Origin of the sequence: Nocardiopsis synnemataformans (assembly GCF_965343085.1) — a bacterium.
In the GTDB taxonomy this organism is placed as follows: domain Bacteria; phylum Actinomycetota; class Actinomycetes; order Streptosporangiales; family Streptosporangiaceae; genus Nocardiopsis; species Nocardiopsis alborubida.
On record NZ_CBDRFA010000007.1, the window covers coordinates 127,012 to 140,977 of the forward strand.

Annotated in this window: 13 protein-coding genes; 8 read left to right on the forward strand and 5 right to left on the reverse strand. The window is 64.0% G+C overall.

What is annotated here, in order from left to right:
- From ACSIH6_RS05875 to ACSIH6_RS05885, 3 genes are all read left to right on the forward strand, one after another.
- Entirely contained in the window at positions 1-573 is a 573-nt protein-coding gene (locus tag ACSIH6_RS05875; protein ID WP_435107189.1) for a tyrosine-type recombinase/integrase, read from the forward strand.
- A complete protein-coding gene (locus tag ACSIH6_RS05880; protein WP_435107228.1) occupies positions 489-1,202 on the forward strand; it encodes a site-specific integrase in 714 nt (237 codons plus the stop codon). The genes ACSIH6_RS05875 and ACSIH6_RS05880 overlap by 85 nt, the downstream gene beginning before the upstream one ends.
- A gap of 207 nt (positions 1,203-1,409) precedes the next feature.
- Complete coding sequence (locus tag ACSIH6_RS05885) at positions 1,410-4,433, forward strand: hypothetical protein (protein WP_435107190.1); 3,024 nt, start codon at positions 1,410-1,412, stop codon at positions 4,431-4,433.
- Between the two features lie 330 nt (positions 4,434-4,763).
- Here ACSIH6_RS05885 and ACSIH6_RS05890 read toward each other — a convergent pair whose 3' ends face one another.
- The 5 genes from ACSIH6_RS05890 to ACSIH6_RS05910 form a co-directional block, all read right to left on the reverse strand.
- Positions 4,764-4,949, reverse strand: coding sequence for a DUF397 domain-containing protein (locus ACSIH6_RS05890; RefSeq protein ID WP_435107191.1), 186 nt, complete (start codon positions 4,947-4,949; stop codon positions 4,764-4,766).
- Positions 4,949-5,527, reverse strand: coding sequence for a DUF5753 domain-containing protein (locus tag ACSIH6_RS05895; RefSeq protein WP_435107192.1), 579 nt, complete (start codon positions 5,525-5,527; stop codon positions 4,949-4,951). Before ACSIH6_RS05895 ends, ACSIH6_RS05890 begins: the two co-directional genes overlap by 1 nt.
- Positions 5,528-5,708: 181 nt before the next feature.
- Positions 5,709-7,913, reverse strand: coding sequence for a tetratricopeptide repeat protein (locus ACSIH6_RS05900; RefSeq protein WP_435107193.1), 2,205 nt, complete (start codon positions 7,911-7,913; stop codon positions 5,709-5,711).
- 870 nt (positions 7,914-8,783) lie between these two features.
- Entirely contained in the window at positions 8,784-9,329 is a 546-nt protein-coding gene (locus ACSIH6_RS05905; RefSeq protein WP_435107194.1) for a GNAT family N-acetyltransferase, read from the reverse strand.
- A gap of 10 nt (positions 9,330-9,339) precedes the next feature.
- Complete coding sequence (locus ACSIH6_RS05910; protein WP_435107195.1) at positions 9,340-9,477, reverse strand: hypothetical protein; 138 nt, start codon at positions 9,475-9,477, stop codon at positions 9,340-9,342.
- 291 nt (positions 9,478-9,768) lie between these two features.
- Between ACSIH6_RS05910 and ACSIH6_RS05915 the strand changes: the two genes are divergently transcribed.
- The 5 genes from ACSIH6_RS05915 to ACSIH6_RS05935 are packed head-to-tail and all read left to right on the forward strand — an operon-like array spanning position 9,769 to position 13,954.
- On the forward strand, positions 9,769-10,461 hold the full coding sequence (locus ACSIH6_RS05915) for a pyruvate phosphate dikinase (RefSeq protein WP_435107196.1): 693 nt from the start codon (positions 9,769-9,771) through the stop codon (positions 10,459-10,461).
- Positions 10,458-11,357, forward strand: coding sequence for a hypothetical protein (locus ACSIH6_RS05920; RefSeq protein WP_435107197.1), 900 nt, complete (start codon positions 10,458-10,460; stop codon positions 11,355-11,357). Before ACSIH6_RS05915 ends, ACSIH6_RS05920 begins: the two co-directional genes overlap by 4 nt.
- The gene (locus tag ACSIH6_RS05925) at positions 11,350-12,009 is read left to right on the forward strand and encodes a thymidylate kinase (protein WP_435107198.1); all 660 of its coding nucleotides are present in this window, start codon (positions 11,350-11,352) and stop codon (positions 12,007-12,009) included. Before ACSIH6_RS05920 ends, ACSIH6_RS05925 begins: the two co-directional genes overlap by 8 nt.
- Positions 12,006-13,025, forward strand: coding sequence for a nucleoside phosphorylase-I family protein (locus ACSIH6_RS05930; RefSeq protein WP_435107199.1), 1,020 nt, complete (start codon positions 12,006-12,008; stop codon positions 13,023-13,025). The genes ACSIH6_RS05925 and ACSIH6_RS05930 overlap by 4 nt, the downstream gene beginning before the upstream one ends.
- Positions 13,022-13,954: a DUF2797 domain-containing protein gene (locus tag ACSIH6_RS05935; RefSeq protein WP_435107200.1), complete on the forward strand. Its 933-nt coding sequence runs from the start codon at positions 13,022-13,024 to the stop codon at positions 13,952-13,954. The genes ACSIH6_RS05930 and ACSIH6_RS05935 overlap by 4 nt, the downstream gene beginning before the upstream one ends.
- Positions 13,955-13,966: the final 12 nt, after the last annotated feature.

Sequence of the window (13,966 nt, forward strand, 5' to 3'; positions counted from 1 at the left end):
GTGCGCCGTGGCGGGTTCGCCTCCCGGGAGGCGGCCCGCGCCGCCCTGCGCAGAGCCCGAAGCAGCGAAGCAGCCCGGACGGATCCTGCGGTACGGACGGTCGCCGAATGGCTGCGGTACTGGCTGGACACCAGGACCCGGTTGCGTCCGCGTACCCGGGTCGGCTACGTCGAGCACATCGACCGCTACCTCAACCCGTATCTGGGAGAGGTGCTGCTGGAGGAGCTGACCCCTGCCCTGGTGCAGGAGGCGTTCGACCGGATCTCCCGCCACACCCTGGCCGGAGGAGTCCTTCTTTCCTCGACGACGGTGCAGCGGGTGCGGGCCACGCTGCGGGCTGCGTTGACACCGCGGTGCGCGAACGTCTGCTCCCTGCCAATCCCGCCCAGGGGGTGCGGTTGGAGCCCGGGGCCGGCGCGCGGCCGGTGGTGTGGACCGACCAGGCCGTGGCCGAGTGGACTCACGGTGGGGCGCGGCCTGCGGTGGCGGTGTGGACGGCGGAACAGACCCGCGCCTTCCTGGGCTTCGTCTCCGAGGACCGGTTGTACGCGCTGTTCCACCTGGTGGCGATGACCGGGCTGCGCCGGGGCGAGGTCGTGGGCTTGCGGTGGACCGACATCGACCTGGTCAAGGGCACGGTCCGCATCGCGCGTCAGCTCCAGTCCAACCGGGGCGGTCTGGTGGAGTTGGCGCCCAAGAGCGCGGCGAGCCGCCGCAAGCTCGTGCTGGACCACGCCACCACGGGGGTGTTGCGCCGTAACCAGTGGCGCTGGCAGAAGAAGGCGCAGGCCCGCGGGCAGGAGTGGGATCCGCGCGGGTATGTGTTCACTGGGCTGAGGGGTGGGCCGTTGACCCCTGAGCGTCTGTCGCGCCTGTTCCGGAAGCTGAACGCGGAGAGCGGGTTGCCGCCGGTGCGGTTCCACGATCTGCGCCACGGAGCAGCGACATTGGCACTGGCCGCGGGGGTGGAGTTGAAGGTGGTGCAGGCGATGCTGGGGCACGCGAGCATCGTGCTGACCGCCGACACCTATGCCAGCGTCCTGCCGGAAGTGGCCAGGGAAGCGGCCGAGAGGACCGCGTGGCTGGTGCTGCGCGATTCCGGGAGGGGCCGTCGGTGCGCGCAGGCGCGGCGTGGGCGCCGGGGTTTGGACCCAGCTCGGGCCCACCCTGGACCCATCCGCGCGACAGCTCGCCTGCGATGACTCGATGCACCCCTTCTGAACTGGTTTTTTGTGGCGCACCCGGCAGGATTCGAACCTGCGGCCATCGGATTAGAAGCGATGACCCTCCATCACACCCGGCACGAAACAGCTTGTCACAGCGGCCCAGTACTCTGAATGAGAAGCGGGTGCCGCCGCCAACATGATTTCTCAAGGACATATGTGACCACGCCAGCGAAACGCGCGCGCATGATCGGCCTCGCTCTGCGGGAGTTGGGCAGTGAGAACGCCCACCATGAGTTCGAGCATCTGTGCCGGCATCTTGCCAGGCAGCGGATCGCCAGCAATGTGCTTCCTGCGGCTGGTCCCATAGCCGGTAGTGGGGACCAAGGTCGGGACTTTGAGACCTTCCATAGCTACCTGCGCGAAGAGCTACCCTTCGCCATCACAGGTTGGTCGGTTCTGGCATCCGACGACACGGTGGTGTTTGCATGCACCATCCAGTCGGAAGGCTTGGCTGCCAAGATCCGCGCTGACGTCAAGGCAATCTGCTCGGAGGGAACGCCGGTCGATCGCATCTACGTGTTTGCCACCGAAAGCGTGAAGGTGGGGATGCGGCACGGACTTCAGAAGGAAGTTCGCGAGACGTACGACGTCGCTTTGGAGATACTCGACGTCAAGGCACTCGCGGAGTTGCTGGCCGAACCAGACCTGTTCTGGGTTGCTGAAGACTACCTGCACATGCCGGAAGCGCTGCGACCGCCCACTCCAGTAGAAGATCCCGCGTTGCCAGGTTGGTACACGATGTTGCGGCAGGACTGGCAGGAACGGGAAGACCCGTTGCTGAGCCTCGCTGACCTTCTGGAGATAGCGAGCGGGTTGCGGCATGCCACGTTCCATGAGGAAACCCAAGGTGACCTCGCTGGCTGGCTCTCGCTAATGGAGGGCCTTGTCGGACAAGCTCCGGGGCGGGAGGTGCGCCAGCGCGCCCGCTACGAGATTGCTGTGGCGACCCTGCGCGGCGCTGGTGACCTGCGGCCCGCTGAGCAGCATGTCCGGGACTTCTTCGATGATACCGGTTCCATCAAGAGTCCGCCTCTGCTGATGGATGCAAGTATCTTGCTGCAGTATTGCGAGACCGCTTGCATATGCGGAGCAACTGACTTGGAATTAGAAGAGACGTCTCATTGGGGCACGGTTGTGCGTCAGCGAGTTGACCTTCTTTTGGTGGAGAACCCGCCACCGAATGCTCGTGCGGTGCTCCTCGAAACCGCTGCCCACCTCGCTCTCCATTTTGACTATACCGGGCAGAGGACGACCGATACAGGTTCCCCCGAAGAGATGCAGTCCATGGCAAAATCGGCTAAGGCCGTGGCCGAGAATGCAGACTTTCCGACACTGCCAAGAGATATGCCGTTCGTCGACCTTGATGGTGGTATGGCTCGTCTGCAGGAACTTGTCGATTTGCTTCCGCAGGCGCCGATGTTCCCGATCGACACGTTTGCGGCGCTGTTCGACATGCTCTCCCCAGCACTCATGAGACACCGACTGTTCCCGACGATCAGGGATGGCATCGATGCTGCCACGGCTCAACAGGCAGGAGATGCCGCCGTAGCCGACCGCTGCCGCGACCGGGCGATGAGGCTACTCAAGGGGGGCCGCCTACTGGATGCGCTCCAGGTGTTCCATGAGGCCAAGGTCAACTGGTGGCACGGGGATACTACACGCAGCTCATTGCTGGCCATGGGCTTGATCGCCGACATTTATCGGCGCCTGAATATGCCACTGGCGGCTAAGAAGTATGCTTTGGCCCTTGCCTTCGCGGCCCAGCAAGCACCCGATCCCGAACTTCGCAGCCTGGTGCCTCAGGGGCTTTTCCTGGCAGCCACCTGCGATCATCAAGCTGGCGCGTGGATGACGGCTGCCGAGACCACCTATGCCGCTGTTCTGGCGCAGATGAACTACGCCACCGATCCTTGGAACAGCGACCGGTATCCCTACATCCAGACTGCCATGACCGAGCAGGCGTTTTCTATGCTGGCCGCTCAGCAGCACCGGCCCTCCATTGCTCAGCCGCTGCGCGAGATCCTGGACACGGCTGGATTCGGTCCCTTCCTGGAAGCAGCCTTGGTCACCGTCGCTGACCAGCCGGGCTGGGAAGAGGCGGAGTGGGTCGCGGCGGGAGAGGACATGACCGCGCCACCGTTCTCGGATGTCGGTGCGCAGCGCTTGATCAAGTTTTCCGTACTCGGGCTGCGCTGGACGATCCGTTGCCGCAACGAGAGGCACACCGTGCTCGCTGCCGAAGCATTTTCCGCAGCGGTGCAGGTGTTACTCGTTGATCTGGCCCTGCACGATCCTCTGCTCCTGCCTGGCGAAATCGACGTTGAGATCGGTCTGCGTGAACATGGGCAGGTGGAAGTGTCCTCGGCTGGGTCGAAGCCCGATGGGTCTCGAAGTAGCCACTGGCGAGTACAAGCTCCTGTATCGGACAATGAGGATAGTCAAGAGAGGAATGCCGATCTTCTTGCGGCTCTACTCAGTATCCTGATATCCCATTCGGTTCTGCCGCAGGAGAAGTTCATGACTTTGGTGGAGGACACTTTCAAGGCTGGCCTGGCCCATAAAATTGAGGTGGGCCGCCCCTACCGGCAGCTCGCCGACCTGTACGGCCCAGACCACGTTTCCCCTGGGTCGGAGATAGCGGTTGGTGCGGTCGGAATCCACGTTCCATTTCCTGACCGGTGTGCGCCGGAGTTGCAGGCACCGACCACGCCTGGCCCTGGATATACCAAGGAAAAAGCGCTGGGGGCTGTGCGGGCGCGTTATGACCGAGTTGTGCCAATTATCCGCCATACACTGTCACGCCTGCTGTCCGATAGTCAGGCTCGGGAGGTCTTCACTCAACTTCGAGAGGACGGGTGGAAGGATTGGCATCTCCTGCAGGCTTTGGCCAGCCTTGTGATCAACGCTAGGGTGGCCGCCAAGTACGGTAACCCGTCTTGGGGGTCTATGGATTCCTACCGGCAGTCGTTTATTTCCGAGATGAACCGGCCAGAAGGCTCAGGCGATTTTTCGATTCCGGTTGGAGAGGTGACCAAAGATGCCTTGGAAACGGCCCTAAAGACGACGTCAGTGTCAACTCTGATGACATGGGGCTTGGAGATTCGCCAAGAGAGTGTGGATCCCGACGCCATACTAGAATTTCTTGGTAATCGCTATGGATACTGGTCCGATGACGTAGAACATGAGGATTTCTTTTTGCTTCGATAGATCATCCATAGGAGCGTATTTCTACCTGCGAATACCCAGCGCGAAACAACCACGGAACTTGAACGAGCCCTGGCCCAGGGACAGTCGCTGGAAGCTGCCCCGACCTGCGCTTTGAGCTGTCCTGTGCCTGTCGGTGTACCCACGTCCAAACGCTGACATGGATGCCAGGGGAGGTTGCCTGAGGGCGTTCCTGTTTCGTTCTGGGTGTGATGGAGGCTGTGGTGTGTGCCGGGATCGCCTCCCGTCACCTGTCCTGGAAGGCTCGGGCAGCGAGCTGGACACATGTCGGCCCCCGGTGGGTATTCCGGGGGCCGACGTGGTGTAGGAGGGTCAGCGGTCTTGAGTCTTCACCTGGCGGAGGAAGGTGTTCCACTCGGGAGAGGGGAAGGCCAGCTGCGTGTCGTCGGGGTGCTGGGAGTCGCGGACGGCGGAACCGGTCGGCAGCTCCGCCACCTCGACGCAGTTCTGGCCTCCACCTCCGCTGTAGGAGGACTTGCGCCATGACAGGTTCTGCATCAGTGTTCGCTCTCTAACGCCGCCAGGACACCCTGGAGGAACTCACGTGACTGAGCTGGAGTGGATGCCGCGTTGTGTACCGCGTGCCATGTCGCGTTATACCGTGCCAGCTCAGGATCGGTCTCTACGAACAGACTATCCGTGGGAGTCTCGGCGAACCCGATCGAAGGGTCCAGGGGTTCGGGGAAGTCCATGATGACGAAGCTTCCCAGCGTCGCGGCGTGCAACCCCGCGCTGAACGGCAGGACGTGGATGTGGATGTTCGGCCGGGTCGACACCTCCACCAGGTGCTCGAGCTGCTCCCGCATGATGTCGAGGTCCTGGGGTTGGCGGCGCAGGGCGGCCTCGTCGACCACCGCGTAGTACTCCGGTGGATAGAACCGGGTCAGGATCTGCTGCCGTTCCATCCGAGCGTCCACGTGCCGCTTGATCTCGGCGTCGTCCAAGGCCGCGGTCCCCCGGGCGAGCGCGTCCGCGTAGCGCGGGGTCTGCAACAGCCCGGGAACGACCTGGCATTCGTAGGTGCGGATCACCGAGGCTTCCGTCTCGAAGTCCGGAAGCGCGTGCGTGCCGAACACGTCGCGGTACCGTGACCACCATCCCCGCTCTCCCGCCTCACGCGCCAAGGAGTGCATGGCTTCGCGGGTGCCCGTGTCGGTGATCTCGTACAGGTCCAGCAGGGCGTCCAGGTCGGTGGCCTTGACGGTCTTCAGGTCGCTGGTCTCGATCCGGCCCAGGCGGCTCTTCGGGATGCGGGGTTTAGAAGGTTAGTTGCAGATCTCTAAAAGACCAAGGCTGGGCAGGGCTTCCATCGATATCCCGGCCATGAAGCATCATTTTCCTAGGAAGAAACCCGAGCTGCCCGGAATTGACCAGGCGAGAACTTAGGATTTCAGCGGAAGTCCAACACTCATTTTTTTCCAATTCGTGAACCAAGAGACTGAGGTCAGTTGTTCCGTCAACAAGGATTTCTTTTGCGACGCGGGCTGCCAGGTCGTTAATTTGTTCATATTTTTCCGAATCTTTCAATTTTTCTATTAGGTCGATAATGGCACGAGGATCCTCTAGGGGAATAGATCCTCTGGTGAGGAAGCTGGCCTGCAATTCTGCTTGCGCAGACCGTCCGACGGGCGGTTTTTGCCGCACAAGTTCTTTTTTGAAGGGATGTTCTATCTTACTGTTATTCTTTTCAAGAATTGCGTTAAATATTTCTTCTTTTGGGATCTCCACTGGTTGAAGGGTTGGCTTTAAGTTGGTGGGTGGTGTAGTTTGGTTAGCACGGTTGGAGAGTGTTTCGGCAGCCTTGTGCTGGCCCATTCTGTGGAGTTCCGAGACTAGGCAACCGATGGCTCCGGGATGCAAAAGTGGGGCGTCGGTGGCTGCGCGACCGGAGAGTACGGCCAAGGCCTCTCGTGTTCCATTTTTATGCAACTCATTTAGCAGATATCCAACAGCGGGAACATTGGAGAGAGAAATTCTCTTGGCCGCGCGGTTGGAGAGTGTTTCGGCAGCCTTGTGCTGGCCCATTCTGTGGAGTTCCGAGGTTAGACAGCCGATGGCTCCGGGGTGGAGGAGGGGAGTGTCAGTTGCTGCACGATTGGAAAGAACGGTCAGCGCCTTCTGTTTCTCCATCCTGTATAGGTCGCGAATGAAATAAATAACGGAATGTGGGCGGTCGAGAGGGAAAATTTCTGCGGCGCGATCCAGTACAGTTCCACTGCCCTCCATGTTGCCTTTTATGCGAATTTCCTCTTGCAAGAAGATAATGATTCGCTGCTCGAAGGAAGGATCCTCTTTCTCTGCGCGCTTCAGTAGCTCGCGCTCAGCCTCCTCCTGCCCTGATGCTTGCAGTGCTTTCATTAATTCGATGATGGAATAAAAGTCCTCCAGGGGGGCGTTCCTGGCTGCGCTTTTTGCAAATAGATTAGATGCTTCTTTCTGGCCTTCTTTGTGTAGTTCTCGGAGTAGTCTGGCGATGGCTTTTGGGTCGGTTAGAAGGGCATGGACTACGGTCCAGCGGGCTTCATGTTCGTATGATTCGTCATCTAGGGTGAGGCGTTTGAAAAGGTTGACGACTGTCGAAGGGTCTTGGGTTGCAAGGGAGCGGTAGTATAGTAAGACAGCGTGCTTAAATAAGCCTCGATTTGCGGCTGCTATCGCTAAATTATGAAGGTCTTCCGAATTATTGGTATGCTTCAGCAAGGATTGCCATAGGCTCGGGTCGCCAAGCTTGTCTGCACGTTGGATGCGTAGGTGTTGGTTGAGGTAATCGGCAGGCTCATAGGTAGGTTCCAAGCCAGCCTGGTTGATTGACGTGTACAGACACGTCAAAGCGCAGCGAATGTCAGTCCGTTCCCCGTTGGCGCGTTGCCCTGTGTATAGGGCAGTCAGAGCTGCGGTGGCCCAGTTGGGATCGGTCGGACGCTCGCGCGAATCCAACAACCCGTTGGCTGCCTCCGCCAGCAGCGCAGTTGAGAGTGGACCACGATGCCCCATTCGTCGAGCGTCAATAGCAGAAGTAAGTAAAGCGTGCTCAACTGGGGTGAAAGTATGTCCTGGGCCATCCAAATATGCCTTAAGAAGTTCAGGGCCCCCGCTAAGGTGTTGCACTACTCGCCCTCGGTCGCGCGCTCCCGCACGGCTGGCATCATCCATCCGTTGGTCATCGTGTTCTGCGGCCAACCGGGCCCATTCTTGCTGTTCATTCGGGGTTAGGCGGTCAGGCACCTTGATCTGGACGGTGGCTGTGGATGTGAGCAGAGCACGAACATAGCTGTGGGGATCGCGGTCAGTGCCGGGACGAGTCAGTTCCTCCCAGTACGGCTTGGTCCACAGTGTCCCCACTGCCAGAATACCGTTTCGGGTCAATAGCAGGTCGAGTAGAGCGGCGGCGGCTTCGGGTGCTTGGGTGCCGTAAAAGCAGCGCTGAGCCTCATTGAGCCAAAGTACCGTCTTGTCGTCCATGCGTCCGGTGGATACGGATTCGAGTAGGTCGATGGGATTCTGTGGACGAAGCAGGGTTCGGTCAGCGGCCATGTCGTGTAGGGCTTCATGCAGTGCCCGAGTCTTGCCAGTGGAGGAGTCTCCAGTCAGCATTACTAGCGTTGAGGTAGTCCCTGCCAGTGCTGGTTTGAGGTGCTTACGCAGTTGTGTGTCGTGGGCACGGCGCAAGTAGGGGGTCAGGAAGGGGTAGTCACCCGGGTCAGGAGACGGTAGGACTGCCTGGTGCACTTCGAGTGCTGCTGGACCGATGTGCTTGACCTTGTGCGATCTACTTGGGGTGGGTGTGCGTTGTGGTGGGTTTGCTGTGTTGATGGTTACGGAGCCGTGGCTATGACCGATCTGGACCGTAGTGCCGGAGACATTGCCGACGGTGTTGGCCACATTGGTTGATCGAGGCAGGACGGACGACGCAGAGTTCGGGGAGTCTTCGTGCGGGTTGGTCCTGTTCCCTTGTTCAGTTGGAGGCGTGGGGAAGCGGCGAACGGCCCATGTGACTAGGGCTAGCAACGGCGTCAGGGCGATGAGAATGCCGACGATCCATCCTGCGGCTTCCCAGCTTTGACGATGTATGGGACCTCCACCCAGCCCCAACACGGCAGTCAGAGTGCCCAGGACCATCATGGTTGCCGTGGTTGCCCATATCCACGTGGTTGCCTTGGGAAACATGGGGCTGATTGTGCCCTACTGGGCCGGGTAACGCACGGGGATCGTGATTTGCTAGTTCGAGGGACCTTTCGTAGCGGACTTGATGGGGGCTGGGGTAGGCGCCGGGATCGCCTCCCGCCACCTGGCCTGTGACCTGGACTTGGGGTGGGACCTATGGTTTGTGCGTCACCGAGTTCGCGGTGTCCACTCGTCGTCCAGGATCGAGTGGACGATGGAGTCGCGCCAGGCGTCCCGGGTCCACAAGTGGCGCCGGATCCGTCCCTCTTCCACCATGCCGGCCCGGAGCATGACGCGCTCGGAGGCCTGGTTCTCCGGAGAGCGGGCGCCCCATATCCGCTTGAGCCCCAGCTCGTCGAAGCCGAGCCGGAGCAGGAGCTGAACGAGTTCGCTACCGAACCCCTGCCCCCACAGGTCGGGTCGCAGGGCGAACCCGATCTGCGCGCTGTGGGGGCGCTCGTCCACGGCCAGGCGCGCGGCGCAGACAAGCTCCTCCTGTCGCGCGACAGCGAGCATGTAGACGCCCCTGCCCTCCTGCTCGGAGCCGGCGATCGCGGCCTCCACGATGGCCGCGCACCGCTGCCTGGTACGCGGTGTGAAGGACAGGTGCCGCACCGCCTCCGCGTCTCCATAGACCCGGAGCAGGTCCTCGACATCGGCGGGCCGCAGTTCCCGAAGGGTGAGCCTGGCGCTGGAGAGTTCGACTGGGTGCATGTCCGGCAGGCTAGCGGCCCGAGGTCAACGCCGAGGCGGGAGTGCGGCTGTAGGCCTCGATCTCCTGACGGAGCCGGGCTACGGCCTTGCTGCCGGTGTAGTCCGGGCCGCGTAGGGCGCCGTGCACGCGCATGACGCTGTTCACCACGCCGGACACCCGCTTCGTGGCGGGCAGGCCCAGGACTGGTTCAAGGGCCTGCGCGGCACCCTCGATCTCTCCCAGGCAGACCCGGGCGTAGCTGAGGTCGGCGCGTGCTCCGGCCTTGACTTGGTAGGCCCAGGCGGCGACCCCCTCCGCGGCGGCGGTGACCAGCCCGTCATGGAAGCTATGACTGGCTGGTCATGGCCTTCTGCGTGTGGCCTGGCCACAGTGGGCGCATGGATGGACTTGCAGAAGAAACCCGCGCTCTGACGCGGCTCAGCTCGGGCAGGTGCGCCGATGGTGGCTGACCTGCTGATCCAACGGCTGGACGCCGACCACTGGGGCTTCAAAGCCGCCCGGCTGAGCGAGGCCGCCGAACTCGGGTTCCCGGTGCCGCCCGCGTTGTGCCTCCGGGCCGAGGACCTGTCGCGAGCGACCGCCGAGGCGGTGAACGCAACCAGGACCTGGCTCCGCCTGTACCGGCCCCGCCGTGTGGTGCTCCGGACCAGCGCACACGAGGACCTGGCGGAAAGCGCACAGGCAGGCCGCACTGTCTCCCTGCTGAACTGTCCTCCCGACGCTTCGGCGCTGTTGCGCACCATCGACCAGGACCTCATCATCACCGAGAACCTCGGCGGTGGCAGCGGGGCCTGCGTCATGGTCCAGGAACAGGTCGAGGCACCCCTCTACGGCGTGGCCTTCTACAAGGACGACCACCTGACGGTGGAAGCGGCTCGGCACGCCGACGGCATCACCGCAGGGCGCCCGCCTCAAGCACGAGCTCGGGTCGAGGGGAACCGCTTCCACATCACGACCCAGGAGTCACCCATTCCGGGGATACTGCTGACTCGTCGTCTGCTCCAGACCTGCCGTCTCCTGCACGAGCACTTCGGCTTCGGAGTCGACGTGGAGTGGGCGTGGACCGGCGCGTCGGTTGTCGTGCTCCAGGTCCGTCCGATCACCAGGAGCCTCCTGGAGCGCGCCGAATGAGCGCGATGAGCAAGCTCGACACCATGACAGCCCTGGGCAATCACGGGCTGCTGCGCATGCCCGTCCAGATCTACCGACGCCCGGGGAGGGTGACGGCCCGGATGATCCGTAGCGGTGTGGGCACCGGCGAGGCCTTGGTCGTTCGGACCGGATCCGAGACCGAGGAGCGGAACCTGCCGCGTCTGGTCGGCGCGGACGCCGAAGTTGCCGCGGCGTGGATCAACGAACTGCCGCCGTCGTTGTCCGCGTTGGTCCAGCCCTACGACCAGGTGCTGTTCTCCGTCGAGCTGGCCGTCTACGACGGCCTGGAGGCAGCCGAGATCGTCCCCGGTATCTGGGAGCTGGACAACCAGCTCACCCCGACCGTGGTCGGTGTCCAAGGTGACCGAGTCGACCTCACAGCTCTCGACACCGGAACCGGCCAAACAGCGCGTTTCCACGACCTCGTCCGTGGCCACTACGAGAGTCCCGCCCAGGTGGACGACTGGCAGGTCGCCACGGTTGTGGAGTGGATTCGCGGCCGCCGCCCCGACCTGGCCGCTCTGCGCCGGGACCTCGGCCACGCCTTCGGGCTCAAGCTGCACTACTCCACCCGCTTCGGGCTCTCCCCGCAGAACCTGCGGAGCACAGTGCCCCACCGCGAGACCTGGACGGGGAACCACAACTCACCCCGCCCCGCGGCCACACTTCTGGCCTCCACGAACGAACCGATTCCCAGCGGTCCGCTGCTGCTCGATGTGTCCCTCGCACGTGAACAGTACGCCCAGCTCACACGCTTTCTTGACCGCCTGCGGGAGGCGGGTACCAGCGAGGTCTACCTGCGTTCCGGATTGCTCTCCCACCTGGCCATCAACCTCCGCGAGGCCGGAATCACCGTGAGGAGCGCCCATGGGTGAGTTCTGGGTGGTCGAAGGCATCGACGGAGCAGGCAAGAGCCACCTCCTGTCCCTCCTCACCGACAGCACCCGCGAAGCGGTCGTTCTCCGCAAGGACGCCCTTCCCACGTCAGGAGGCCCCTGGGAGGACGAACGCCTGTCAGCGATGCACCGCTTCACCTGGGGCTACGACCACGCCGAGCCCGTGTGGCACTACCCGGCCCGCTACTGGCTGCACACCCTCGCCGGCTGGTACGAGCTGTTCCACCACGTCCACGTGGCACCCGCGCTCTCCTCCGGCCGTTCCGTCGTGGTCGACGGCTGGTACTTCAAGCACCAGGCCCGGATGGCGCTCTCCGGTGACGAGCGGCTGGAGGACCTGGCCGCGCGGGTGTTCTCGGCCCTTCCCCAGCCGGACCACGTCGTCAAGCTGTCCACCCCCGCACACCTGGCCGCGGCCCGCCGCGACGGAAACTCCAAGCCCTCCGAACACGGAGCCTTCGTCACCGGCGAGGCGACCACGTCCGCGCGGAGCTTCACCGACTACCAGACCCGCACCGACCTCGCCCTGGACTCGCTCCTCGCCGCCCACCCCGCCCCCGTCCACACCGTGGACAGCGGCTCCGGCACCGAGCACATCCTGTCCCTTCTCCGCAAGAAGGCCGCGGCATGACCACCACCGCGCCCGCGGCCGTTCCCACCGGTCACACGATGGGGGAGCGGCTGGCCGACTACGTGCTCCCCAAGATCCCGGTCGACCTGCTCACCGCCACCAACGGCCGGGCCTGGGTCTACCCCAACCGCTCCCTGTCCTTCCTCCTCGGCGGGGACAAACGCGAGGGGAAACGGTTCAACTGGCGCCGCCCCTACTTCACCGTCGCCGACCGGGCCCTGCACTGCGTGGTCCCGCCGGGCCGCGACTACGCCCACCACTACACCCAGCTCATCCGCGCTGCCTGCGCACTCACCGGGCTCCCCACCGACGTCACCACGGAACCCCCGGTACCGGAACAGGGCCTGGAGTTCATGGACCACTGGCTTCCCGCACGCCTGCCCGCCAGCGACCGGGTGATCCTCGGCTACGTCGAACCCCTCCTCCGCGACCGCACCACCGACTGGGTCCACCGGCCCGGGTTCGGCTGGCGTACCGCACGCGTCGGCAACACCACTGTTCTCCTCCTGGGCTGTGAGTTCAGCTTCTGGGGCGACCTCGCCGGAGACCTGGTCACCGCCCTGGCCGCACGCGGGCACACCGGGGGAGTGGTCTACGTCGGCAAACTCGGCGGGCTCCAGCCGGACATGGCACCCAACACCCTCGTCGTCACCGGCACCACCACCCGCATCGAGGGCCGCCGCCTCACCTGGAACAGCGCCCTGGACCTCACCCAGACCCCCGCTACCCTCCGCTCCGGAGTACGGCACGCCACCGTTCCCAGCGTGCTGGACGAAACCCGCACATGGTTCGAGGCCCACAGGGCGGACTTCGACGTCGTGGACCCCGAGATCGGCCACATGGCCCGCGCCGCCACCACCGCCGGCGTCCCCTTCGACTACCTGCACATCGTCACCGACAACCTGTGCGGCACCTACGAACACGGCCTCTACGGCGAGCGCGCCGCACCCGTGGCCACCGGGCGCCGCCGCTGCCTGCACGACATCGAGACCATCCTGCACCGGAGTCTGGCATGACCATCACCGCACCCGTCACCGTCCTCGGCCTGGACTGGAGCACACCGGACACACCGCGCCTGCGCACCACTGACACCGCCGCCCCTGACGGCAGCCAGCTCCTCCCCCTCCTGGGAGAACACACCTTCCGCGTGGACGGCGACGAGCGCTACTGCGTCGGCTGGTTCGACCTCACCGTCCCCGAGGGCAGGCACGTGCGGTGCCGCACCGACGAGACCGTCACCAGGGGACGGCAGTGCCGACGCTGCCAGTACAAGGAAGGCTTCGTCGCCGCCCACCAGGTCCACCACAACCCGCACGCCCTGCCGGACAACATCCGCGACTACCTCCAGCAGCCGCACTGGCTCTACCTCGACGTCTTCGCCAAGGGGATGACCAAGGTCGGCACCGCCGCCGAATCCCGCCGAAGCAGCCGCCTGGCAGAACAGGGCCCCGTCGCCGCCGTCTACCTCGCGCGCACCTGCGACGGCATCGCCGTCCGAACCCTGGAGTCCGCCGTCTCCCGACACCTCGGCCTGCCCCAACAGGTACCGACCCGCCGCAAGGTCCTCGGCCTCCAGGACCGGGTGGACACCGCCGCGCTCACGATGCGGCTCACCGAACTCGCCGCCGAGGCCACCGCCTACCTGGCCACGATCACCGCGGACCAGCCGGGCACCGAGGTGTTCCCCGACCCCGAAGCGTGGGCCCGCCCCGCGTGCGCCACCACCGTCTTCGACGCCGCCCCGGTCCTGGCCTATCCCGCAGACCTCACCGAGGGCGCCCACCACCTGCGCGTCACCGGAGCCAGCGGCCCCGTCGCCCTGTTCACCACCGAATCCGGCCCCGACGCGGCCCGCTACTGCGCCGACCTCACCGCGCTCATCGGCCGCCGACTCCTCCCCGCCACTCCCGAGGACGCGCCCACCAGCGCCCCGACCCTGTTCTGAACCCACCCCTAC